General features: G+C 60.7%; 22 protein-coding genes. 11 read left to right on the plus strand and 11 right to left on the minus strand.

The genetic code is table 11. The features are described from left to right. Positions 1-45 precede the first annotated feature (45 nt). On the plus strand, positions 46-1128 hold the full coding sequence (locus CEPID_RS12645) for a bile acid:sodium symporter family protein (protein WP_061363647.1): 1083 nt from the start codon (positions 46-48) through the stop codon (positions 1126-1128). A 12-nt stretch (positions 1129-1140) separates the two neighbouring features. Next, positions 1141-1458 (plus strand): hypothetical protein, encoded by a 318-nt coding sequence (locus CEPID_RS12230; RefSeq protein WP_047241193.1) that lies wholly within the window; start codon positions 1141-1143, stop codon positions 1456-1458. Positions 1459-1460: 2 nt separating this feature from the next. Here CEPID_RS12230 and CEPID_RS12235 read toward each other — a convergent pair whose 3' ends face one another. Together CEPID_RS12235 and CEPID_RS12240 are read right to left on the minus strand one after the other, a co-directional pair. Further along, positions 1461-2078, minus strand: coding sequence for a YqgE/AlgH family protein (locus CEPID_RS12235; protein ID WP_047241194.1), 618 nt, complete (start codon positions 2076-2078; stop codon positions 1461-1463). After that, positions 2071-3537, minus strand: coding sequence for a CCA tRNA nucleotidyltransferase (locus CEPID_RS12240; RefSeq protein ID WP_047241195.1), 1467 nt, complete (start codon positions 3535-3537; stop codon positions 2071-2073). The genes CEPID_RS12235 and CEPID_RS12240 overlap by 8 nt, the downstream gene beginning before the upstream one ends. Positions 3538-3728: 191 nt before the next feature. Here CEPID_RS12240 and CEPID_RS12245 point away from each other — a divergent pair, with 191 nt between their 5' ends. Together CEPID_RS12245 and CEPID_RS12250 are read left to right on the plus strand one after the other, a co-directional pair. After that, the gene (locus CEPID_RS12245) at positions 3729-4757 is read left to right on the plus strand and encodes an NUDIX hydrolase (protein WP_162488681.1); all 1029 of its coding nucleotides are present in this window, start codon (positions 3729-3731) and stop codon (positions 4755-4757) included. Then, positions 4757-7033: a hypothetical protein gene (locus tag CEPID_RS12250; protein ID WP_052843594.1), complete on the plus strand. Its 2277-nt coding sequence runs from the start codon at positions 4757-4759 to the stop codon at positions 7031-7033. Before CEPID_RS12245 ends, CEPID_RS12250 begins: the two co-directional genes overlap by 1 nt. 8 nt (positions 7034-7041) lie before the next feature. On the opposite strand, the gene CEPID_RS12255 is transcribed toward CEPID_RS12250, so the two are convergent. Further along, entirely contained in the window at positions 7042-7641 is a 600-nt protein-coding gene (locus CEPID_RS12255) for a TetR/AcrR family transcriptional regulator (protein ID WP_047241197.1), read from the minus strand. A gap of 322 nt (positions 7642-7963) precedes the next feature. Here CEPID_RS12255 and CEPID_RS13395 point away from each other — a divergent pair, with 322 nt between their 5' ends. From CEPID_RS13395 to CEPID_RS12290, 7 genes are all read left to right on the plus strand, one after another. Beyond that, the gene (locus CEPID_RS13395) at positions 7964-8710 is read left to right on the plus strand and encodes a hypothetical protein (RefSeq protein WP_047241198.1); all 747 of its coding nucleotides are present in this window, start codon (positions 7964-7966) and stop codon (positions 8708-8710) included. A 499-nt stretch (positions 8711-9209) separates the two neighbouring features. Then, positions 9210-10481, plus strand: coding sequence for an HNH endonuclease signature motif containing protein (locus CEPID_RS12265; RefSeq protein ID WP_047241199.1), 1272 nt, complete (start codon positions 9210-9212; stop codon positions 10479-10481). A 51-nt stretch (positions 10482-10532) separates the two neighbouring features. Next, positions 10533-13169: a lipid II flippase MurJ gene (locus tag CEPID_RS12270; protein ID WP_052843596.1), complete on the plus strand. Its 2637-nt coding sequence runs from the start codon at positions 10533-10535 to the stop codon at positions 13167-13169. 128 nt (positions 13170-13297) lie between these two features. After that, positions 13298-13837 carry an RNA polymerase sigma factor gene (locus CEPID_RS12275; protein ID WP_047241200.1) on the plus strand — a complete coding sequence of 180 codons (540 nt, stop codon included), beginning with the start codon at positions 13298-13300 and terminating at the stop codon, positions 13835-13837. 86 nt (positions 13838-13923) lie between these two features. Continuing rightward, on the plus strand, positions 13924-14847 hold the full coding sequence (gene trxB / locus CEPID_RS12280; protein ID WP_047241201.1) for a thioredoxin-disulfide reductase: 924 nt from the start codon (positions 13924-13926) through the stop codon (positions 14845-14847). Positions 14848-14866: 19 nt separating this feature from the next. Further along, the gene (gene trxA / locus CEPID_RS12285) at positions 14867-15190 is read left to right on the plus strand and encodes a thioredoxin (protein ID WP_047241202.1); all 324 of its coding nucleotides are present in this window, start codon (positions 14867-14869) and stop codon (positions 15188-15190) included. Between the two features lie 45 nt (positions 15191-15235). Then, positions 15236-16417 carry an N-acetylmuramoyl-L-alanine amidase gene (locus CEPID_RS12290; protein ID WP_047241203.1) on the plus strand — a complete coding sequence of 394 codons (1182 nt, stop codon included), beginning with the start codon at positions 15236-15238 and terminating at the stop codon, positions 16415-16417. Between the two features lie 24 nt (positions 16418-16441). Here the strand turns inward: CEPID_RS12290 and CEPID_RS12295 are convergent, their stop codons facing one another. From CEPID_RS12295 to rpmH, 8 genes are all read right to left on the minus strand, one after another. Beyond that, a complete protein-coding gene (locus CEPID_RS12295; protein WP_047241204.1) occupies positions 16442-16993 on the minus strand; it encodes a hypothetical protein in 552 nt (183 codons plus the stop codon). A 15-nt stretch (positions 16994-17008) separates the two neighbouring features. Next, positions 17009-17986, minus strand: coding sequence for a ParB/RepB/Spo0J family partition protein (locus CEPID_RS12300; protein ID WP_047241205.1), 978 nt, complete (start codon positions 17984-17986; stop codon positions 17009-17011). Next, positions 17987-18925, minus strand: coding sequence for a ParA family protein (locus tag CEPID_RS12305; protein WP_047241206.1), 939 nt, complete (start codon positions 18923-18925; stop codon positions 17987-17989). A gap of 38 nt (positions 18926-18963) precedes the next feature. Then, positions 18964-19605 carry a 16S rRNA (guanine(527)-N(7))-methyltransferase RsmG gene (gene rsmG / locus CEPID_RS12310; protein WP_047241578.1) on the minus strand — a complete coding sequence of 214 codons (642 nt, stop codon included), beginning with the start codon at positions 19603-19605 and terminating at the stop codon, positions 18964-18966. A 108-nt stretch (positions 19606-19713) separates the two neighbouring features. Next, positions 19714-20667, minus strand: a complete 954-nt coding sequence (gene yidC / locus CEPID_RS12315; RefSeq protein ID WP_047241207.1) for a membrane protein insertase YidC — start codon at positions 20665-20667, stop codon at positions 19714-19716. 31 nt (positions 20668-20698) lie between these two features. Continuing rightward, a complete protein-coding gene (gene yidD / locus CEPID_RS12320; RefSeq protein ID WP_047241208.1) occupies positions 20699-21010 on the minus strand; it encodes a membrane protein insertion efficiency factor YidD in 312 nt (103 codons plus the stop codon). Then, on the minus strand, positions 20955-21326 hold the full coding sequence (rnpA, locus tag CEPID_RS13010; protein ID WP_083984478.1) for a ribonuclease P protein component: 372 nt from the start codon (positions 21324-21326) through the stop codon (positions 20955-20957). The genes yidD and rnpA overlap by 56 nt, the downstream gene beginning before the upstream one ends. A gap of 25 nt (positions 21327-21351) precedes the next feature. After that, positions 21352-21495, minus strand: coding sequence for a 50S ribosomal protein L34 (rpmH, locus tag CEPID_RS12325; RefSeq protein WP_047241209.1), 144 nt, complete (start codon positions 21493-21495; stop codon positions 21352-21354). Positions 21496-22366 lie beyond the last annotated feature (871 nt).

Genomic DNA, 22366 nt, shown 5'->3' on the forward strand with positions numbered 1-22366 from the left:
GCACAAACCCCAACGGGGTCGGCCGAGATGGCTAGACTTCATGCTATGTCCAAGCACATCAAGCTGCCCAAGCCCGACATCCTGATCGTCCTGATCATCCTCGCAGCCTGCCTGGGACTCTTCTTCCCAGCTCATGGTTGGTTTGCTGAGGCATTTAGTGCGGCGACCAAGGTAGCCATCGCCCTGCTGTTCTTCCTGTACGGCGCGCGACTCTCCACGGCGGAAGCGCTCGCCGGCCTGAAACATTGGCGTCTGCACCTAACCATTCTCGCCTTCACTTTCGTGATCTACCCGCTCATCGGTCTAGCGATCGCACCCGTCCACAGCGCATTGCCGGCGGGAATGTACGCCGGGATCCTGTACCTCACGCTCGTGCCGTCGACAGTTCAGTCTTCGGTGGCATTCACCTCCATCGCCCGTGGCAACGTGGCCGGTGCGATCGTGTCCGCCTCGGCCTCCAATTTGATCGGCGTGGTGGCTACGCCGTTGTTGGTTATGCTGCTCATGTCGCACGGAGGCCCCTTCGGACTGCTCGAGGCAGCCCTCAACGGCGCCACAGCCACGCCAGGGACGTCGGGCGCCGCAGCCACGCCAGGGACGTCGGGCGCCGCAGGCCCAACGGGTGCCGGTGGCATCGTGATTGACGGCCAGGTTTTCCTCGACATCGCGATCCAACTGCTGCTGCCGTTCCTCCTGGGCCAATTACTACGCAAGTGGGTCGCTGGGGTGGCAGCGAACAAGGCCACCAAGTCGGTGGACCGTGGTTCGATCGCTATGGTGGTCTACTCGGCGTTTTCTGCCGGTATGATCAGCGGGGTGTGGCAGACCGTGACCGTCGCGCAGATCGTCGGCCTCACGGTCTTTTCGGCGGTGCTGGTCGTCGCTATGCTTACCCTGACGCGGGTGGTGGCCGGGTGGTTGGGCTTTGATCGCGCCGACCGTATCGCCATCGAATTTTGTGGCTCGAAGAAGTCACTGGCCACGGGCTTGCCGATGGCCGCGGTTATTTTCGCAGGCACGGACATTTCCCTGCTGATCCTGCCACTAATGATCTACCACCAGGTGCAGCTGATGATCTGCTCGTGGTTGGCTTCGCGCTATGGCGCGCAGGCAGTCGCGACGGCCTAAACTAGTCACACTATGAGCCCTGATTTTCTCTACATCAAAACCACGATGGACATCCCCGGTGCCCCGGCCGTGGTCCACATCGCTGAGCTCGAGCCCCTCGACGGGCAGCTGTGCCGTCCGCTGCGCATGGTCGAGCTGGGCGCGGGCGAGCAGGTGCAAGGCGCTTATCGACGCCACCCGGTCGCCCTACACAACTTCGCAACAACCCCGCAGGATGAGATTGTGCACCCCGATCATTGGGGCGAGCTCGATGGCATCAGCGCCAGCTCGATGACTGCGGCTGAGTTCGAGACGCTGTGGCTAGAAGCGGAGCAAAAATTCCAGCTGTAGGTCTAATTGTTGCGGTCGTCGTTAGGCGTGGTGGCAAAGAGAGGCAGGGGTAGGGGCTGTCGGCGCAGGGCCTCCGCCCAGGCGTCGATGTGACCCGGGGACGTGACGTCGCTGGAGAGCGCGTCGGTGACGTACCACTGGCCCTCGTCGATTTCCCGCTGCAGCAGGCCGGGTTCCCAGGTGACTTGGCCGGCGAAGAGGCGCACTGCGGAGACCCATTCTTTGAGGATGTCCACATCAATGCCGCCGTTGAGTACCACGATGCGGTTGCCGAGGTGACCGAAGATGAACTCTTGCGCCTCGGCGTCCGCGACCGTGACGCCGGGTTTGAGTACCCCGACCGTGCGCAGCATATGCATCCCGCTCATCCCGCCGCTGTAGATTGCTTTGGGTTTGGCCACAAGTTCATCTAGTTCCGGAAGGAAGTTTGCCACCGCTTGCTCGGACCTAAGATTGAGGGTCAGCCCGAGCGAGCCGGTTTCATCGTGGCTGAGCACCAACAGCAGGGATCGGGTGAAGTAGCCCATGTCGAGGTCGGGCGCTGCGATCAACAGGCTGCCGGGGCCGACAGGATTCTTCTCGACGGCTTGAAACAGGCTATCGCCAAATAGTTCAGGCATGCTGATCCTCTCCCTCCGTGTGTTGCGAAGCCCACCACTTGAGCAGCTCAGCTTCGGCTTCCGTGCGGTCCAGTGGCCCGCGATCAAGGCGAAGCTCCTTGAGGAACGCCCACGCCCGACCCACATCAGGACCCGGTTTCAGACCAAGCAGCTGCATGATTTCGTTGCCGTCCAGATCTGGACGGACGCGCGCCAGATCTTCCTTTTCCGCCAGTTCCGCGATCCGCTGTTCCAAATCATCGTAGGCGCGACGGAGCCGGTTGGCTTTCTTTTGGTTGCGGGTGGTGCAGTCGGCGCGCACGAGCTTGTGGAGGCGGGGGAGCAGCTCACCAGCATCCGTAACATAGCGACGCACCGCTGAATCCGTCCACGCCCCCGGCCCATACCCATAAAAGCGCATGTGTAGAAACACCAGCTGCGAAACATCAGCGATCATCTGTTTGGAGTGCTTCAAGGCCCGGAACCGCTTCCGGACCAGCTTCGCACCCACCACCTCATGGTGATGGAACGTCACCCGCCCTTCTTCGGTATAGGCCCGAGTGGCCGGCTTTCCGCAGTCGTGCAGCAGAGCCGCCCATCGCAACACCAGGTCCGGCTCATCTTCCTGCTCCATCGCCTGGCGCAGCACCGTCATCGAGTGGGCGTAGACGTCCTTGTGCTGCATGTGCTCATCTTGGGTTAGTTTGAGCGCCGCGAGTTCGGGCAGGACTTCGTCGGCAAGCGCCGTATCGACGAGCAGGTCAAGTCCCGCCCACGGAGCTGCGCCCAGCATCAACTTGTCCAACTCAACCGCGACGCGCTCCGCGGTGATCCGGCGGATCTGGGTGGCCATTTCTGCCATGGCTTTGCGCACCCGGGGCGCAACCTCGAACTCCAGCTGAGCTACGAAGCGGGCGGCCCGCAGCATGCGGAGCGGATCGTCACCAAAGGATTCCTCTGGGGCTGCCGGGGTGTCCAGCTGGCCGGCAGCCAGGGCAGTGAGTCCATCGAGGGGATCATGGAAGGTGAGTGCGCCGTCGGCACTGATCTCCACGGCCATCGCGTTGACGGTGAAATCGCGCCGGACAAGATCGCCTTCCAGGGTGTCGCCGAACTGCACGACGGGATTGCGGGACTCGCCATCGTATTGGTCGGCCCGGAAGGTAGTGATCTCCACTTGCTGGCCATGCTTTTCCGCCGAAAGGGTGCCAAACTCGATGCCAGTGTCCCACACCACTTCCGCCCACTTCTCCAAGATGGCCTGGGTTTGTTCCGGGCGCGCATCGGTGGTGAAGTCTAGGTCATGGCTCAGCCGGCCCAGCAAGGCATCCCGCACTGAACCACCAACCAGGTACAGCTGGTGCCCGGCGGCGGCAAAAGCGGCCGCCAGGGGTTGGAGCACAGGTAGCAATTCTTCCAAGGCGCCCTGTGCTCGGGCCTGCATCGCCAGGGTGGTTTCAGTGTTATTAAGGGATTCCATCGCTTTCCCATCTTAACCGCCCCGCCGAACCCACCCTAAGCAACCGGCCACCGCAAGGGCTAAGAGGTTTCGCAGGGCGGTGGGTTTGCGGGGCATAATTGGCAGGGCTGCTTGGCGACGTGCTCATGGTGGGCTCGCGGGGATGGCCTAAAGTTACTAGCCAGCGCCCAAGTCGCGATACGATGAGTGAGATGAATAGCCAGCAACGACCGGGCGACCGAGTCCCGAGTGAATCTCGGCAGCCCGCACAGCCGAGGCCGCAACCTGCCGCCTCGGGATTGGCTGACCCCAAAAATGGTTCTGAGCAGCCGCGTCGTCGGCGTCGGCGACGCGGCAAACGGCCACAGGGCAGTAGTTCCGAATTGAAAGTGACCACCTCGCCAACTGGTGTGTCGACCAGCAACCAAACAGAGCACGCGACGGAAGCTCAGCCCACCCGTGGCGCCGCAGAGTCCGCTAGTTCCAGCCCCGAGGCTGTAAAGGCGGGTGCTGACCGCCCACGTCGGCGTCGACGTGCCCGCAAGTCGGATCGCAGCAGTGGTGTCGCCGCGCCCACATTCAAGCCACCAAGTGAGAGCACCCAGGAAGAAACGCCTACGTCGGAGTCTCGGGGCGTTCGTTCCGGGGAACGGCGGGGAACCCGTTCCAGGCGCCGTTCGAAGCCACAGCGCAGCGTTCCTCGCACTGCCGCGTATCGGCCTAACCAAGAGTCCAACTTGCGCACCAGCGACGAGGTTTCTGCTGGCGGACTGGTCGTGTCGGGCTTGGCAGAGGCCGTCGATAAGCAGGGCGCGGTCAACATGGACCGCATTTATGTCGCCTTGATTGGCAGGCTGGATCGGCGGGGGCGTCTGCTGTGGAGCATGCCGAAGGGGCACGTGGAGGCCGGGGAGAACCGGGCTGCGACGGCCGCGCGTGAGGTGTGGGAAGAGACCGGTATCCGTGGGGAAGTGCTCGCTGAGCTGGGCGTTATCGATTACTGGTTCGTGTCAGAGGGCACCCGGATCCATAAGACCGTGCATCACCACATTCTCGCGTACGTTGATGGTGACCTCAACGATGAAGACCCCGAGGTCACGGAAGTTGCTTGGATCCCAGCGAGCCAGCTGTTGGAGAAGTTGGCCTACGCCGATGAGCGCAAGCTGGCCCGCATCGCCCACGATTTGCTGCCGGAGTTCGCCCGCTCCGCGCATGCTGCCGGGAAAGTGACTCCGCGCTAATGATTCGGCGTGTGCTTCTCGACGCCCGGACGTCTGCTTCCTGTGCCGTCGCTACCGTCTGCGCAGTGGTCGCTCTTTCGGCCGCTGCTCCGGCGGAAGCACTACCGATCCCGGTATCCCCATCGAACCCCGAGGTCGCCACCTTGTGGAACAACCCGGGCCTGCGGCCGGTGGATCAACAATCCGGTGTGGTCATCGGCACGAAGGAGATCTCTGGGGATACGTTGCGTCTGGTCATCACCAACATGACGCTGGAGAAGCTGCACGGAATTCATGTGCGGGTGCAGCGGGGTGAGGCTGTCACGAATGTTGCGGATGGCGCTGCGGCGCTGTCTGGTGATCAGTCGAATTTTGCCGTAGCTACGCCGTTTTCGTCCTTGGATTTCGAGTTGGGGCCTCAGCAGTCCGGGGAGTTTACGTTGCAGCTGGACCGCACCCAACTCAAGATGGACACGCCCGGTGTTTTTCCGCTGCTCATTAACGTCAATGGGACTTTGGGGGAGCAGGGAGATGCCTATCTGACGTCGGAGCGGTTGCTGTTCCAGACGGGGCAGCTGCCGGAAAAGGACGCCCCGATGACGTTGTTGCTGCCGGTCACGACGGATACGGACGTGTTGCCTGGGGAACCAGGCGAAGCCCCAAATGCTCCGCTGCTGCTGCTCGGCTCCGAGAACCTGGCAAACCAGCTGGGCACTGGTGGACGCCTGAGTGGCCTCTTGGATGCCTATGAGCAAGCAAATTACCGGGGGACGTGCCTGGCGGTGGACCCGGAGATGGTGGACACCATCGACCGGATGCGGGCCGGCTACCGCGTGACGTCGTCTCGTCCTAATCCGGTCGCGCCGCGTCAACGCCTGCGTGATTCGTGGTTTTCGCAGAACGACACAGCGTCGGGCAGCGAGGGCAGTGGTACGCAGGCAGCCGCGCGGTGGATTGATCAGTTGCGCCGGATTGCCAAGAATGGTGGCTGCATCACCGCGTTACCGTGGGCCAATACGGATCTGGGGGCAGTGGCGCGCACCGGTAACCAGTCCCTGATGAATGAGGCTGTAGCCCGGGGCAATGTCGTGCTTTCCCGCGTGCTCGAATCCCCGACCCGCAGCGATGTGATTATCCCGGGCCAGGGCTACCTGGATCGTCGCACCGCACAGGCTCTCGCCCAGGCATCTGCCCAGGACCCGGAGCGATCCTTTGAGGTGGGTGCCGAGCCAGGAAACTGGCGGGCCTTGGTTGCAGGCAACACCGTCGGGGGCCTTGCCGACGGGATCTCGGCCATCCCATTCGACCCGGCACTAGGTTCGTTGTTAGCCGCGGTGGGTGATACCCCTGACACCACTGGCTACAGCAATCAGTGGCAGCGTATCGACCCCCGGGTGGATTCGGCCGTGGGCCGTCGCACGACCGCAGTTTCTGCACTGGCTTTGGCTGCGTCGGAAGGCAAACCCGTGGTTGCGCTGCCGACTTATGATCTATCCGTTGCCGATGCCGAGGCTCTCATCGAGCAGTCGAATGTCTTATTTGAAACCAAGCGCGCCCGCCCGATTCCCCTCGCCGAGCACGCTGTCGCCGATCCGGGCCCTACTAGGGAGCTAACAGCAGGTTCTCCATATCCCAACCCATCCGAACTGACGGACACCGAAGTGCTGCGCGCCACCCAACAGGCCCGCGCGCTCGACGACATTACGTCCCTAATGACCAACGACCCGGCGATCACGCTCAGCCGCTACGACTACACCACACCGATGCGCTGGGATTTGCTCCGAGCGCTGTCGGTACTGGGGCGACGCAGCATGGTCACTTACGACACCGCCACGAAACGGGCGGACACCATCTTGAATGGCAACCGCGACACCCAGCAGCGACTGCGCCAGTCGGTGGCCCTGTTGCCGCCGGGGAATGTGTACACGCGGACGTCGGCAAGCTCGCCGCTGCTGATCGTGGCCCAAAACGGGCTGCCACTGCCAGTGGACGCGAAGTTGGGATTTGCGGGGCCGGAAGGCGCGACGATCAATGTTCCGGCGTCGCTGCGGATCCCCGCTCGTGGCTCGATCACCACCCAGATGACGGCCGACCTCCCGGACAGTTCAACCCGCACCGACCTCACCGTGTGGCTGGCCTCCCAAACCGGGGCGCAAATCTCCCAGCCAGTCGAAATCGGTGTGCAGACCCGCTCAGGGCTATTGCTCATCAGTGGGGTAGTGGCGGCAATGTTCGGCCTGCTGGGGCTGCTGGTTTTCCGCCAGGCTAAACGACGCCAATCGACGCGGAAGAGCTAAGGGCTAAATTAGTTGGCGGCGCTGGCTAGCTCGATGAGAGCTTGCGCCGAGTCCAGGAATTGCTGCTCAGTGTCTGGGCTGAGGACCGCCCGGACAATTAACCCATGCATCAGGCCCATGAAAGATGGGGCGAGAAGTTCGGCACGTTGCTTGGCGACGCCGTCCGAAAAACCCTGATGCACCAGCCAAGACACCAAAAATGCCGAGAAGTGCTCCTCAATTCTTTTAAGCATCTCCGCTGATTCTGATTGCAGCTGCGGATTCACTGCAATCTCGCTCCACACCTGAATCGCCATCGATGTCATTTGCTGATTTGCTTTTCGACGTTCGTGCAGCAGCCCAAAAAGTTCATTAGGGCCGATGGTGCCATCGGCGACAATGCCGTCAATCAATTGAAGTTGTTCATCCAGGAAGCCACGGGCGACCTCAAGACCCAATTCGACTTTCCCGGGGAAGTATAGATACACCGCGCCGGCCGACATGCCTGCCTCGGAAATGATGTCTTGCATAGAAGTGCCGGAAAAACCTTTTCGACCAATGCAGGTGGTTGCTGCTGCCAAGATCCGGTCACGCATGGCTTCACGATGTTCTGCTGTGACTCGAGGCAAGAGGTTCTCCTTCGGTTGTGGGTTGGTGGGTTGGTTTTGTGGGTTGGCGGTGTGCTCGGGTGTGCTCGGGCGAGCTCGGGCGAGCTTGGGTGTGCTCGGGTGTGCTCGGGCGAGCTTGGATGTGGTGGCGCGCCCGGGTGCGCTCTGGCGCTGAAATTAATTGTTGGCCTGTGTTGACTAAGCCTCAGTCTAGAACTAGAGTCGACCGAGTTCCAAAACGAATATTCATTCTTTTTTAAAATTCGGTTAGCACGTGACCTTCTTGAGGAGGCATTGCGAACGCACCGGACGTCGACAAGCAAAGAGCTTTAAGGAGAAACAGATGACCGGAACGGCGCACGCAGCCCACAAAGACCCGTCAATAGACGCCCCGGAGGTATCCAGCTGGCCTCATGCGTTGAGAATCGCGGCGATCGCAGCGGTGATCGTCAGCATTGTGCTGCTTGCTTTTGCGTGGCCTTCCCTCACAGCAAAGCCGCAAAACATCCCAATCGCCTTTGTCGGACAACCGGAGCAGATTGCCGCTGCCACGGGGAAGATGCCAGCTGAGCTCCTGAAGGTTGAGGCCGCGCAGTCACGCGAGGAAGCGCTAGACAAGATCGAGCATCGCCAAGTCTACGGTGCGGTCATCCTGAATGGACCTACCCCCGAGGTCATCACAGCTTCGGCCGCTAGCAACGTAGTGACGCCCATGCTGACCCAACTCGCAACCACCATGGAAAAAGGCATGCAGGCAAAAGCCTTTGAAGCTATGAAGGCGGGTGCTGCGGCTGGTGGTGCTGGTGTGGCGGGTGTGGCGGGTGCTGGGCCTGGTGGTGTTGGTGCGGCTGGTGTGGCGGGTGGTGTTGGTGCGGCTGGTGTGGCGGGTGCTGGGCCTGGTGGTGTTGGTGCGGCTGGTGTGGCGGGTGCTGGGCCTGGTGGTGTTGGTGCGGCTGGTGTGGCGGGTGCTGGGCTGCCTTCGGTGAAGGTTACGGACGCACGCCCCTACCTGGCCGATGACACACGCGGCACCGGACTGACTGTCGCAGGATTCCTCTCGTCCTTGGCGGAATCGTGGGTGGTGTGCTGATCAGCCTTACCGTTAAGGGTTCCCGCAAGTCGGCTGGCGCCTTGGTGCTCTACGGGGCGCCATCGGCCAATACTTCGTCCCCGGCGCCTCGGCAACACTGCTACGTAACGAAACGTACTTCCCATTGGTCTCAACGACGCAGCCCTGGCTGACCCTCATCTGCTGGACACTGCTCGGTTTCGGCCTGCTGCTAGCTGCCCATCTGCGCAAACACCGCTCCCACTAGGTTTTTGCTTCTGCGCTTGTCGACGGCCGGTGCAGCTGAACTCATGACGTTCAGTTGCACCGGCTTTGTTTTTATGTGTGCCCGTTTGTAGCTCTTGATGTGTAGGCGTATCGAACATTTGATCGAAGTATTGGAAGTGTTGTCTCCCGTTGTTGATAGGCTGGAAAATTCGGACATTTTCGCTAGAACTACTGTGCTAAAAAATTTTACATTAGGGCTTGTCAGGGGTTGTTTTATGGGTTACTATTAGTACGTACGAAAGGGGGTTTAAGCATGGGTCAATTCGCAACAGTTCTCGCGCTTCTTCGCGATGCCAGCACACAACAATTCAGCCACGAAGATTTTAGTGAGCTTCGCGAAATTCACCGCATGCTCGCAAACCTCACCACCGAAGCAGCCCACGCTGCCAGGCTTTCCGACGCCAACTCGGAAGTCGGATCCGCCAAGATCGAGGACTACTTCACCGAAGCACACGGCATGTCCCGAGCTGAAACTCGCGAACTACTCACCCGTGCCGAAAACGACTTCATTAACTACCCGCAGCACCGCTGCGCCATGTGGTCCCTACCCTGGAACAAGCGGATCATCATCGATCGTGAACTCCAAAAGCTCGATGACCCCAAAGAAGCGCCATTTTTGCTGAAACAAATTCTCGACGAAGCTCACGACCTCACCCCCGAACAACTCACCACCCAACTCCGCCAACGAACCCGCCGATGCAACGACACCAACGATGACCCGTTCCGCGCCGAAAAACGTCGCAAGTTCCGAATCTCCAAGCCAGATGTCGACGGCGGACGCTACTTCTCCGGCTACCTCCCGGCATACGCCGCGAGTCTCCTCAAAACTGCAGTCCGACGTTCATTCAACCAGCATGCCGGACTCAGCCACGGCATCAAGGTCCAAGACGACCGGCGCACATACGACCAGCGCATGGCCGACGCCTTCACTCATCTCATCAAGCGCACCGAAGACACCCACACCGCTCGGACCGGTTGCGCTTCCATCGTCGTTTCCATGACAGCCGAAGACTTCGAAAACTTCCGCCTGGGCGACCGCTTCGCTACCTCCACCGGTGACGAACTCTCCATCTTCGACATCGCCCGCCTAGGCCCCGCACTTCACGACTACTTCGCCCTCCACACCCCAGACGGCAACCTCATCAGCCTCACCAACACCCAGCGCACCGCCACCTTCCTCCAACGAGTCGCCCTCCTTGCCCGAGACCTAGTCTGCACCCACCCCGGCTGCGATGCGCCCCTCGACGAATGCGACGTCCACCACATCATCAGCTTCCTCAACGGCGGTGGCACCGACATCGAAAACCTCACCCTCCTCTGCCGACACCACCACACCAGCAACGACGACACCCACCGCAAACCACACCGAGGCCACGCCACAAGAACCCCGAGAGACCCAAGAGTTGGCTTTAGTCACAAGGGCAACATCAAATACAACGAGTCGCCAGCAGCCCGCAGGGCAAGCAGCCAACGCATCCGAACGCGCTTCGCAAACAGCCCACAACCGCCACCCCCGCCCGGATAAACCGGTCACTTCCGCGCGCCCTTTTGCATTTACCTCTCTGAGGCTTGAACAATGGCTACCGTGTCTGAAGAATCCCCATCACTTCCAGGTCAGCGATCCCGCATCCGTGAGGCATCGCCACCTGCACCTGCCATACCGCCGAAACCCAAGCCCGCAAGCGCAGAACAGGGTCCGGCAACAACAGCCACCACCGACTCCGACGAGTCAGTGGTGCGCTCCACCGGCTCCATGGCCATTGCCACCCTGATTTCCCGGATTACAGGATTCCTCCGCAACGCGGCAATCGGCGCCACCATGGGCGGGGCGGTCGCTTCAGCCTTCAACACCGCCAACACCCTGCCCAACCTCATCACCGAAATCGTCCTGGGGGCGGTCCTAACTTCTCTGGTCGTCCCGGTGCTCATCCGCGCCGAAAAGGAAGACCCCGACCAAGGCGCAGCGTTCATCCGTCGCCTGTTCACCCTCGCGTCGAGCCTTTTGATAAGCGTCACAGTCATCAGCGTGGCTGCAGCCCCCCTCCTCACGCGCCTCCAGCTGTCGGACGAAGGCAAGGTCAACCTCTCCCAGTCCACCGCCTTCGCATTCTTGCTCCTCCCGCAAATCTTCTTCTACGGGATCTTCTCCCTGTTCATGGCCATCCTGAACACCAAGGGGATCTTCAAACCAGGCGCCTGGGCACCCGTGGTCAACAATGTCATCGCGCTGGCTACCCTCGCCTTGTATTGGCTCATTCCGGGCAGGCTCGACCCATCCGCACCAGGCAGCCTATCCGACCCCCACATCCTGCTGCTTGGGGTCGGCACCACCCTCGGCGTGGTGTCCCAAAGCCTCATCATGCTGCCGTACCTCAAACGCGCCGGAATTGACCTACGCCCCCTATGGGGTATCGACGCCCGCCTGAAACAGTTCGGCGACATGGCGATGGCCATCGTCGTCTACGTCGCCATCTCACAGGCCGGCTACATGATCACCACGCGCATCGCCTCCATCGCGGACGAAAACGCCCCGAACATCTACCAGCAGGCCTGGCTCTTGCTGCAGGTCCCATACGGCATCATCGGAGTCACGCTCCTGACCGCCATCATGCCGCGACTATCCCGACGCGCCGCCGATGGCGACGACCGTGGCGTCGTCAATGACCTCACGATCGCCACGAAGCTGACCTTCCTCGCCCTCATCCCGGTCATCGTCTTCTTCATGTTCTTCGGCCCCCACATCGCCAACGCGCTCTTCGCGTGGGGAGAGTTCGAGCCCCGCCTGGCCACCATCCTGGGCTGGACACTGTCCTTCTCCGCGTTCACCCTTATCCCGTACGCCATTGTTTTGCTCCATCTGCGTGTCTTCTACGCGCGTGAAGAAGCCTGGACCCCTACCTTCATCATCGGTGGCATCACCGCCACCAAAGTATTACTGTCCTACCTCGCGCCCCTCGTCGCCACGAGCCCGGAACGCGTCGTCGTGCTGCTGGGCACGGCCAACGGCTTCGGTTTCGTCGCCGGCGCGGTCATCGGCGCGTTCCTCTTGAAGCGCCACTTGGGTTCCCTCTGCGGCCCGGAAATAATGCGCTCGGTGGGGTGGGTCTTGGTCGCGGCCCTGCCCACGGCTGCCGTGGCCTGGCTTTGCGACGCCGCCCTGAGCCAACTCTCGTTCTGGGGTTCCATCGGCAGCTGGGGCTACCTGATCCGCACGGCTATCGCCGGAATTCTCTTCCTCGGGCTCACCGCCGTCGCTTTGGTGCGTACCCCACTCGAAGAAGTGCAAAGCTTTGTTTCCCTGGTGCGCCGCAAGCTTGGGCGTACGGCAACACAGGATGCCGTCGCAGTTCAGCTTGCAGTGGCTCCCACCGAAATCGCCCCGATTCCGGCTCCCATGTCGGCTGGTTTAGTGCAGCCGCCCCGGTTGGTTCCAGGTGCTCCGGTGCTCGACGGTCGCTTCCGCCTGCTAGTGGACTGCGGTAGCTACGACGCAGAGAGCGCCCGGGCGCGGTTCTGGCACGCAAAGGACCTTCTTACCGGCAAGGACGTCGCACTCACTTTCATTGACACCACGAGCGAAAACTCGGCATCTGCGGCAGGGGTCGCCGCTGAAATCACCCGCCGGACCCGTCGATTAGCTGAACGGGCGCTCAGTGTCGTGGCTTCCAACGTGACGGTGGTTGCCTACCGCTCGGGCTGCTTGGTGGTCTCGGACTGGGTCCGGGGTTCGAGCGTTGAGGCAGTAGCGGAAAAGGGTGAAGTAGCTCCGGTGGCCGCCACTCGCGCGTTCGCTGGTCTCGCTGCCGCCAGTGCCGAGTCCGTATTGGGCGTGGAGTCCGTTGAGCGCATCCGCATCAACGCCAACGGCACGGCGATGCTTGCGTTCCCTGCGGTGCTGCCAGGCATGCACGACGACGGCCTTGTTGCAGCAGTCAAGAGGCTCGCCCCGGCAGCTACGCTGTCGCCTGTAGCAGAGGGTGAGGCGAAGGTTTCGGTGGTCGCAGAACCTGCACCGGCCCCCGCGGCGCGGGCTGGTTTCGGCGCAAAGCGCTATTCCAACGTGATGACAGGCGTCCTCATCGCCATTTCCGTAGCCATCGTGGCCAGCATCGCTGCGCTGACGACCTTCCTGATGGGTGTCTTCGATGGGGGCCAGCCCGACTCTCCAGTCAGGTCTGTGGAAAAAACCATTCCCGCAGCTCCGAGGCCATAAGGAGTAGCAGGTTGCAGCGCCCGCCCAGAGTTATCCACAGGTTGGATTCTCTCGGCGGGCGCTTCTTTATTGGGGCAGGCAGAATAAGAGTGTCTTCGGGGGAGGACACATCACATCAAGGGGGAACCATGCCTGACCAAACCAACTACGCCAGCTTTTCCGACGCCCAGCTCGTCCACCACTACATCAGCGGCGATGAAGCCGCCTTCGCCCAAATCGTGCACCGCTACCGCCGCGCCATGTGGTGGGTTGCGCACCGCTACTCGGAGTGCGAACACGACATCCACGACATTTTGCAGGAGAGCTTCTTTCGTGCGAGCTTGACGTTGCACCAGTTTCGTAGCGACTGCAGCCTGCGCACGTGGCTGTACCGGCTGGTGTCAAACGCCGGCTACGACCTGCGCAAGCGCAGCAGGCTAGTTCAGTTAACCGAGGACGGAGAGCTTCCTGAGCTGGGCTATAACCCGTTGCAGGAGTGGGATGTGCGGTTGACTGTGACGCTGGCGGTGGCGATGTTGAAGCCGGAGCATCGGATGGTGTTGCTGCTGGTGGACCTGCTTGGCCATACGGTACCTCAGGTTTCGAGGATGACTGGGATTACGGAGGGCACGATCAAGTCGCGACGTTCCCGGGCACGCCAGCAAGTCAAGTTGCTTGTCGGCGCGTGAGGGGAATGTGTGTGCCCTGTGGGGCGTTGTAGTTGGGGAGTCGGTCTAAGCTAGAGTCCGGACTCTTATGAAGAAGGGATGTACGCATGGTTCACGATATCGCCATCATTGGCTCGGGCCCGGCGGGCTACACTGCCGCGGTATATGCGGCTCGGGCGGAGCTGAAGCCGATCATGTTTGAAGGCATTGAGTACGGTGGCTCGCTGATGACGACTACCGAGGTGGAGAATTTCCCTGGTTTCCGGGAGGGCATTATGGGCCCGGAGCTTATGGAGAATATGCGCGCCCAGGCTGAGCGTTTCGGCACGCAGATGCTGCAGGAGATGGTCACAAAGGTCGAGCTCGAGGGCGATGTGAAGCGTATTTGGGTTGATGATGAGCTCTATGAAGCCCGCGCCGTGATTTTGGCGATGGGTGCTGCGCCGCGCTATTTGGGTGTCCCGGGCGAGCAGGAGTTGCTGGGGCGGGGCGTTTCCGCCTGTGCGACGTGTGATGGTTTCTTCTTCCGCGATCACCACATCGCTGTGATTGGTGGCGGCGATTCTGCGATGGAGGAGGCGCTGTTTTTGGCTAAGTTTGGTCGGCAGGTCTCTATCATTCACCGTCGTGAGGAGTTCCGTGCGTCGAAGATCATGCTGGAGCGGGCGAAAGCTAACGAAAAGATCACGTTTGTGACGAACGCCGTCGTGTCGCGTGTGGTGGGTGATTCGAAGGTGGAAGGCTTGGAGCTCAAGGATACTGTCACGGGTGAGACTCGTGTGATTGATGCGACGGCAATGTTTGTCGCGATTGGTCACGATCCTCGTTCCGAGATGGTGCGGGATCAGGTCAAGGTGGATGCCCACGGCTACATTGTGGTGGCGGAACCTTCCACCAAGACCAGCCTCGCTGGTGTGTTTGCTGCTGGTGACATTGTGGATAGCTATTACCAGCAGGCTATTACGGCGGCGGGCAGCGGTTGTCGCGCCGCAATCGATGCGGAGCATTTCCTGGCTGAAACTGCTAAGTAGGCTGGGAGGAAAGTAGGAGATTATGAGCGTTGTAAATGTTACTGAGGCCACTTTTAAGTCCACGGTGATTGAGTCCGACAAGCCTGTTTTGGTGGACTTTTGGGCCGAGTGGTGTGGTCCGTGCCGTAAGTTGAGCCCGGTGTTGGAGGAAGTCGCTGCTGAGCTGGGTGACCAGGTCACTGTTGCCAAGGTCAACGTCGATGAGGAACGCAATTTGGGCGCTATGTTCCAGATCATGTCTATCCCCGCTGTGATGATTTTTAAGGGTGGCAAGAAGGTAGACGAATTTGTGGGCGTGCAATCAAAGTCGGTAGTTTTGCAGAAGCTTCAGGCCCAGCTTTAGCTGATAAGCTTTCTATCCGTAACTGTGCTTCAGGAAGGAGCGGGCGTGGCTGAGTTGTTGCGCGTCGGTGATAAGAGTCCTCGGGTGGCTGAAGTTCGAGCTGCGTTAGTTCGCCTTGGCTTGATGTCTGGCCATGAGGGTTCTTTGGCGCCTGGCTCTTCGCGCCAGTTTGCGGAAAAAGACACGGTGTTTGATGAGGACTTGGCGGAGGCCTTGCGGGCCTTCCAGCAGTCGCGTGGGATCCGTGCGGATGGTGTGATTGGGGAAAAGCTGCTTCGTACCCTCCGGGAAGCTAGCTACACGCTCGGGGCCAGGGTGCTGGTCTACCAGCCAGGAAACATCATGGTCGGTGACGACGTCGCCCAGCTGCAGCTGCAATTGCAGGAGCTGGGTTTTTACGCGGAGCGAGTCGACGGCCACTACGACGAAACCACCTTCAAGGCGGTGAAGAACTACCAGCTGAACTACGGCCTGAATGAGGACGGCATCACCGGCCCCAACACTGTGCGTGCGCTCGGGCTGCTTGGGCGTCGCATTACGGGTGGCTCACGCCAGGCCATCCGCGAACGCGAGCAGGTCCGCAAGGCCGGCCCTAAGTTGGCAGGCAAGCGCGTGGTCATCGACCCTAGCCTGGGCGGGGCGAATAAGGGCATGCGGGTTCAGGGCAAGTATGGGGAAGTAGCCGAAGAGGAACTGCTCTGGGATCTGGCTACCCGGCTCGAGGGCCGGATGATTGCCGCTGGTATGGAGGCTATTTTGTCGCGCCCCCGCCTCGATGATCCTTCCATTAAGCAGCGCGCCGAGATTGCGAATGCATTTGGCGCTGACCTGCTGATTAACCTGAGTATGGACCACTACCCGAACGAGAAAGCCAATGGCGTGGCCACGTTCTACTTCGGTTCGGAGAAGGGCGCTACGTCCCTCACGGGCGAGATGTTGTCGGGCTATGTGCAGCGCGAGGTGGTTGCGCGCACTGGTTTGGGTGACTGTCGCAACCACGCCCGCACCTGGGATGTGCTCCGCATGACGAAGATGCCCACCATCGAGTTGGTCTGTGGCTACCTCACGAACCCGCGCGATGTCGCCATCCTCACCGACCCTCGCGAGCGCGACGCTATTGCCGAGGCAGTGGTAGTGGCTGTTAAACGCCTGTACCTGCTGGATGACGACGACCAGCCCACCGGCACCTTCAAGTTCACCGAGCTCCTTGAGGCAGAGGCGCAGTAGCGTTCTGGCCCAATACCAGCAGGCCTAGCACTGCACCCGAAGCAGTTCCTCCACTTCGGCCGCTGCCATGAGCCCGTCGGATGGCGGTAGTTCGATGCGGTAGCGGGGGAGTTCGGGGTGTGGTGCTTCCTCCCAGAACCCGGCCGCGAGCAGGGCAAAATCTGGCATGAGTCCGAGGTGGCCCCACGGCCCGGAGTTCCAGGCGTAGGCTTCTACGGCTGGCACGCCGGCGCCGAGGAGGTGGCCCAGGGTGGCGTCGAGAAGCAGTGCGTAGGTGCTGGGGTCGAAGAGGTCTGCGAAGAGGCTGCTGATCAGTACGGCGTCGGGGGAGACGGGCGATGGCATAGCTGCGACGCCTGGGAGCAGGGAGGGTGGGGCGAAAAGGAGGGTGGCTTCGGCAGTTGCTGAGTTGACGGCGGAAAAACCGCAGGTCCCGTAGGTTAGGAGGGTGCGGCTGAGCCAGAGTTCCTTTTCGATCTCTGGTTCGACGACGGCTGCCGATGCACCTAGCTCCCAGAAGACGCTGCGTTTGGCTGCTGGGTGCAGGTTCGTCAGGCTGACCGGTTCGATGCGCATCCCCACGGCCTAAGGCTAGCCTTCGAGTAGCCCGAGGATGCGTTCGAAATCTTCGTGGTCGCCGAACTCCACCACGATTTTTCCTTTTCGTTTGCCCATTTGCACTTGGACGCGGGTGTCGAAGCGGTCGCCTAGGCGGGTGGCTGCTTGGGTGGCGAACTCCGGGAGGGGAGCCTTGACGCGCTTGCGTTCCACGGGTGCTTCGCCACGGTTCAGCAGGGTAACTGCTTCTTCGGTGGCGCGTACGGACATCCCTTCCGCGACGATGCGCGCCGCCAGGGCTTCCTGGGCTTCCGCGCCGGTCTTCAGGCCGAGCAGCGCACGGGCGTGGCCTGCGGAGAGCACGCCTGCTGCCACTTTGCGTTGCACTGGGACGGGTAGGGAGAGCAGCCGGATCATGTTGGTGATGAGTGGCCGGGATCGGCCGAGGCGGTCGGCGAGCTCGGTTTGGGTGACGTTGAATTCTTGTAGTAGCTGCTGGTAGGCGGCTGCTTCTTCTAGTGGGTTGAGTTGGGCGCGGTGGATGTTTTCCAGGAGCGCGTCGCGGAGCATGTCTGCGTCGTCGGTTTCCCGCACGATCGCCGGGATGCTGTTAAGGCCGGCGCGTTGGGTGGCGCGCCAGCGGCGTTCGCCCATGATGAGTTCGTAGCGTTGGCCGCGGGGCCGCACCACGATTGGCTGCAGTAGCCCGAATTCCCGGATGGAGTGTACGAGTTCGTCGAGCGCGTCCGGGTCAAATACCTGGCGTGGCTGGTGCGGGTTGGCGTCGATGAGGTGTACTGGGATTTCCCGGTAGCTGGCCCCGATCTCTGCACTGCTTTGCGACGCCCCGGCCTCGCTGGTTGTGGCGGGGGTGCCGGGGTGCGGGGTTTTGTTGCCTCCGAGAATGATGTCGGCGGCCCCGTTGGTGAGGCGTGGTTTTTGTTCGGGTGAGCTGGGGATGAGTGCGGCGAGTCCTCGGCCGAGGCCGCCTTTGCGGGTTTCTTGTGACACTTAGGCTTCCTCTCCTGCTGGGTTGGCTGTTGGTGCTTGTCCGATGGGGCTGTCGCTGTGGGCGGGGTAGTCGCCGCGGTTGGCAAGTTCTTTGGCTGCGTCGAGGTAGGCCATGGCGCCGCGCGAGCCTGGGTCGTATTCGAGGACGGTTTGTCCGTATCCGGGGGCCTCGGAGACCTTGACGGAGCGGGGGATCATGTTGGTCAGCACCACTTCGCCGAAGTGTTCTCTCACTTCGCTGGCGACTTGTTCCGCGAGCTTGGTGCGGGCGTCATACATGGTCAGCAGGATTGCGGAGATGTGAAGCGCGGGGTTGAGGTGCTGCCGGATCATGGTGATGTTGTTGAGGAGCTGTCCCACGCCTTCCAGGGCGTAGTATTCGGCCTGGATTGGAATCATCACTTCGGTCACGGCTGTCATCGCGTTGATGGTGAGCAGCCCGAGGGAGGGTGGGCAGTCGACGATGACGTAGTCGAAGCCGTGCTCGGCGATGAAGTCGGCCGAGATGGCGTCAGCGAGGCGGTATTCGCGGCGCACCATGGATACCATTTCGATTTCGGCGCCGGCGAGGTCGATGGTGGCTGGGATGCAGTACAGGTTGTCGTTGAAGGGAGACTTCTGTAGGGCCTCGGCGGGCGTGCAGGCCCCGATGATGACTTCGTAGGAGGACAGCACCCCGGAGTGGTGTTCGGCGCCTAGGGCAGTGGAGGCGTTTCCCTGCGGGTCAAGGTCAATGACCAGGACTTTGAGCCCATGTAGGGAGAGTCCCGCGGCGAGGTTCACCGAGGAGGTCGTTTTCCCGACGCCGCCTTTTTGGTTGGCGACGGTGATCTTACGTGGGGTTTCTGGTCGCGGTAGGGTCAGCGAGTTCGGGGTTTTCACCTGGGCTGCGCGTCGGGCGGCAGCGGCAATTGGTGTGTCCCAAAACTGATCATCCATCCTGGTGTCCCTTCCGAAAATTTTGGCTGTATTACACCTTACTTCACTCGTGCGATCAGGATGAGGGTGGTGGGGTCCGCGAGGTGCTCGGTCCCGACGACCCGAATTTCGGCGAGGCCGCCACCTGCCTTTTTGATTTCGCGTTGGTCGCGTTCTAGCTCCTCCGCGACGGAGCTTCCTTTCAGTGCGATCATCTTGCCGCCCTTCTTCACCAGGGGCAGCGACCAACCGGCGAGCCGGCCTAGTGGGGCGACTGCGCGGGAGGTCACGACGTCCACGGGTGCGACTTCGTCGCGGACGGCCTTTTCCTCGGCTCGCCCGCGGATCACTGTCACGTTGCTGAGCCCTAGCTGCTCCTTCACTTCACCGAGGTACACCGAGCGTTTCAGCAGGGGCTCTATCAAAGTGATGGAAAGGTCCGGGCGCGCAATCGCTAGGGGAATGCCGGGCAGGCCGGCGCCGGAACCGATGTCGGCGACTCGCGCATCTGCCGGGATGGCCTCCGACAATACGGCACAGTTCAGGATGTGGCGCTCCCACAGTCGGGGCACTTCACGAGGTCCGATGAAGCCACGGACAGAGCCGTCGGTGGCGAGGGAGTCGTGGTAGTGCTGAGCCAGTGGGAGTCGATCCCCGAAGATGTCTGCGGCTGCAGTTTCGAGTGGTTTCACGTGAAACATCCTTGCGAGTGGGTGAATTGGTTCAGGTTGGCGTCGATAAGCAACGCTACCGAAGTTTGGCACGCAACGAAAAAGCCACCCGCGAGGGGTGGCTTCGGATCCGGGAAGCTACTTGCGCTTCTTCTTTGGATTGTCGGGGCGCTGGCCTGGCTTCGGAGCGGTGGCGCGCTTGGCAGCTGCCTTCGCGGCGAGTTCGGCTTCTTCCTCGGCGTCCATCTTGTTAAAGACGTACTTCATTTGGAAGAAGGTCCAGATGTTGTTGGAGACCATGTAGAACAGCAGGCCGAGGTGCCACAGCACACCGGTAAAGAGGATGGTGGCTGGCATGAACCAGAGCATCATCTTGTTCATCATGTCCATTTGCGAGGCCATCATCTCGTTCGTCGGTGCCTGCTGACGACCGGAGGCAATGCGGGCTTTCTGGCGGTCCAGGGACAGGCGGGCGTTGAAGTGGGTGGCCAGCACACAGATGATGATCAGTGGCGCGGCCACCAGGATGATGTTGGTCTTGGTGAAGTCAACTGGCTGGAATGCCTGGTACATCTCGCTTGGCATGGAGATGTAGGACGACAGTGGCACCCCAAAGAGGCGCGCGCCCAGGAAGGACTGGACGTCTTCCGGCTTGAAGAAGTAGTTGGCGGTGTTGGCATTTTCTTCGATGCTCATCCCCAACTGGCCGGTGCCGGTACCGGTGCGGTTGAAGGAACGCAGCACGTGGAACAGACCGATGAACACTGGCATCTGCACGAGGATGGGCAAGCAGCCGGCGATAGGATTAACGCCCAGCTCCTTCTGGAGCGCGCGGGTTTCCTCCATCATCTTCTGCTGGTCATTCTTGTATTTCTGACGAATTTCCTGCATCCGAGGCTGCATTTCCTGCATTTTCCGTCCGGAGCGCATCTGATTGATGGTTGGCTTCACCAAAAGGACGCGGATGGTGAAGGTCAAGAACATGATGGCCAGCACCCAGGAGATGCCGGAGTCTGCGTCGAACACATAGGAAAACACCTTGTGCCAGAACCACAGCACGACCGAAATTGGCCAGTAGACGAAATTGAGCACTGTGAGTAAAACTCCTTGTTAAGTGAACCAGCTAGTGCTGGTTCAGGTCACGAACCGGTACTGGATCGTATCCGCCCGGATGCCACGGCCCACATTTTGCCAGCCGCGCTGCCGTGAGCACCACGCCCATGAAGGCGCCGCGCTCGCGCAGTGCATCTAGCGCATAAGCACTGCATGTCGGCTCAAACCGACAAGACGAACCCATTTTAAGGGGTGAGAGGTAGTTTTGGTAGAACAACACTGCCTTGAGGAGGGCGCGCGTCGCGAAGCTGCGGTGTGCAGCTGGCTTATCGACGTTTTCCGTCTCGCCCTGCGATACATCTTTCGAGTGCATGTCGCACATCGGCGCTTAACTCCTCGCTGGTTGCTGTCCCGGCACTGGGTAGTGCCCTGATGACAACGTTCGCGGATGTCGGTAAGTTTCCGGCTTCCGCGATGCAAATATGCCGAAGCCGCCGGTAGGTTCGGTGTCTGACGACCGAATTACCGACGGCTTTGGATACGATGAGGCCGAAGTGCGGCCCGCCGAAGCGGACGAGTGCACTTGTGCCTGCCGTGTCTGATAGGTGTACGACAACCGTTGCGGTTCCCGCACGGCGGCCCCGTTTGATCGTGTTGCGGAATTCTTGCGAACTCAGCTTTAGATTCTTCGGTAGCACGCCTATCAGCCAAACTAAGCGCGAATTACGCGGTCAGCTTTGCACGGCCCTTACGACGACGTGCCGCCACGATTGCACGGCCCGCACGGGTGCGCATACGAGTACGGAAGCCGTGAACGCGTGCACGACGACGGTTGTTCGGCTGGAACGTCCGCTTGCCCTTTGCCACGGTTACACTCCTAATTGTTTCAGCAGGTAGCACACGCATGCAGCCACAGGGCAGCGAAATACCGGGCGCATCCACACGAAAAGTGCGGAGCGTCGGTACCACGACTGCGATCTGGCGGCCTGGTGTGTCACCCAAGTTTGGATGATTGGTTAGAACCCAGTAAGCAGGAAGGTTGCGCGCCTTTGCGGGCGAACAACAGGCCGACTAGCTTGCTAGGCCACAACTATTTGGTGAGCCAAATTGTTGTGTTAATGCACATCGGAGGATCTACTGCGATGTGACAGACAGGTGCAAGCCTACGCTATGGCGCGTTGTCAAACCAAATCGACACACCCTGTTTTTGCGCTTTGCGTAAGCGGGGTTAGCGGCTACCCCTTTAATGACAAATTTGTAATTTACCCCGTGGTAGAGGGCCATTTGTGCACTTCCACCATGACATAGCGCGACTGCTACCTTTTTGCCACACCGGTTTCTGTGGACATACCGCATTCACACCGAGTAACAATGAATGTGACCGCTTTACCCACAGCCTGTGAGTGTTTCAACCTGTGTATAACTCTCAAGTAAGGGTTTAGAATTTTAATCGCCTTGGGTGTTGTCGCAGGTAGAAACGTTTTATGACCCTATGAAATCTATCCACAGGCTAGGGGATACCCTGTGTATAACTTGTGGAGACAAAGTTGTACACAACTGTGGATAACACTGTGGAAGCACAGGCCACGGCCCAAAACCGGGTTGTGAATTTGTTATTCACACCGATTTTTCGCTCCGTCAAACTACAAGAATCCAAGACCCACCGAAAGGTCCCCAGTGTCGGGGGATCTGATGCGCGCTGCCTGCTCGCATTGATAGACACGCTAAGGACCTCGAA

The organism is Corynebacterium epidermidicanis, from assembly GCF_001021025.1.
Lineage (GTDB): Bacteria > Actinomycetota > Actinomycetes > Mycobacteriales > Mycobacteriaceae > Corynebacterium > Corynebacterium epidermidicanis.

Bases quoted from the DNA above. Each gene is read 5' to 3' on its own strand.
- CEPID_RS12645 (WP_061363647.1), top strand. From the start codon at position 46: ATGTCCAAGCACATCAAGCTGCCCAAGCCCGACATCCTGATCGTCCTG.
- CEPID_RS12230 (WP_047241193.1), top strand. From the start codon at position 1,141: ATGAGCCCTGATTTTCTCTACATCAAAACCACGATGGACATCCCCGGT.
- CEPID_RS12235 (WP_047241194.1), bottom strand. From the start codon at position 2,078: ATGCCTGAACTATTTGGCGATAGCCTGTTTCAAGCCGTCGAGAAGAAT.
- CEPID_RS12240 (WP_047241195.1), bottom strand. From the start codon at position 3,537: ATGGAATCCCTTAATAACACTGAAACCACCCTGGCGATGCAGGCCCGA.
- CEPID_RS12245 (WP_162488681.1), top strand. From the start codon at position 3,729: ATGAATAGCCAGCAACGACCGGGCGACCGAGTCCCGAGTGAATCTCGG.
- CEPID_RS12250 (WP_052843594.1), top strand. From the start codon at position 4,757: ATGATTCGGCGTGTGCTTCTCGACGCCCGGACGTCTGCTTCCTGTGCC.
- CEPID_RS13395 (WP_047241198.1), top strand. From the start codon at position 7,964: ATGACCGGAACGGCGCACGCAGCCCACAAAGACCCGTCAATAGACGCC.
- CEPID_RS12265 (WP_047241199.1), top strand. From the start codon at position 9,210: ATGGGTCAATTCGCAACAGTTCTCGCGCTTCTTCGCGATGCCAGCACA.
- CEPID_RS12270 (WP_052843596.1), top strand. From the start codon at position 10,533: ATGGCTACCGTGTCTGAAGAATCCCCATCACTTCCAGGTCAGCGATCC.
- CEPID_RS12275 (WP_047241200.1), top strand. From the start codon at position 13,298: ATGCCTGACCAAACCAACTACGCCAGCTTTTCCGACGCCCAGCTCGTC.
- trxB (WP_047241201.1), top strand. From the start codon at position 13,924: ATGGTTCACGATATCGCCATCATTGGCTCGGGCCCGGCGGGCTACACT.
- CEPID_RS12295 (WP_047241204.1), bottom strand. From the start codon at position 16,993: ATGCGCATCGAACCGGTCAGCCTGACGAACCTGCACCCAGCAGCCAAA.
- CEPID_RS12305 (WP_047241206.1), bottom strand. From the start codon at position 18,925: ATGGATGATCAGTTTTGGGACACACCAATTGCCGCTGCCGCCCGACGC.
- rsmG (WP_047241578.1), bottom strand. From the start codon at position 19,605: ATGTTTCACGTGAAACCACTCGAAACTGCAGCCGCAGACATCTTCGGG.
- yidD (WP_047241208.1), bottom strand. From the start codon at position 21,010: ATGTGCGACATGCACTCGAAAGATGTATCGCAGGGCGAGACGGAAAAC.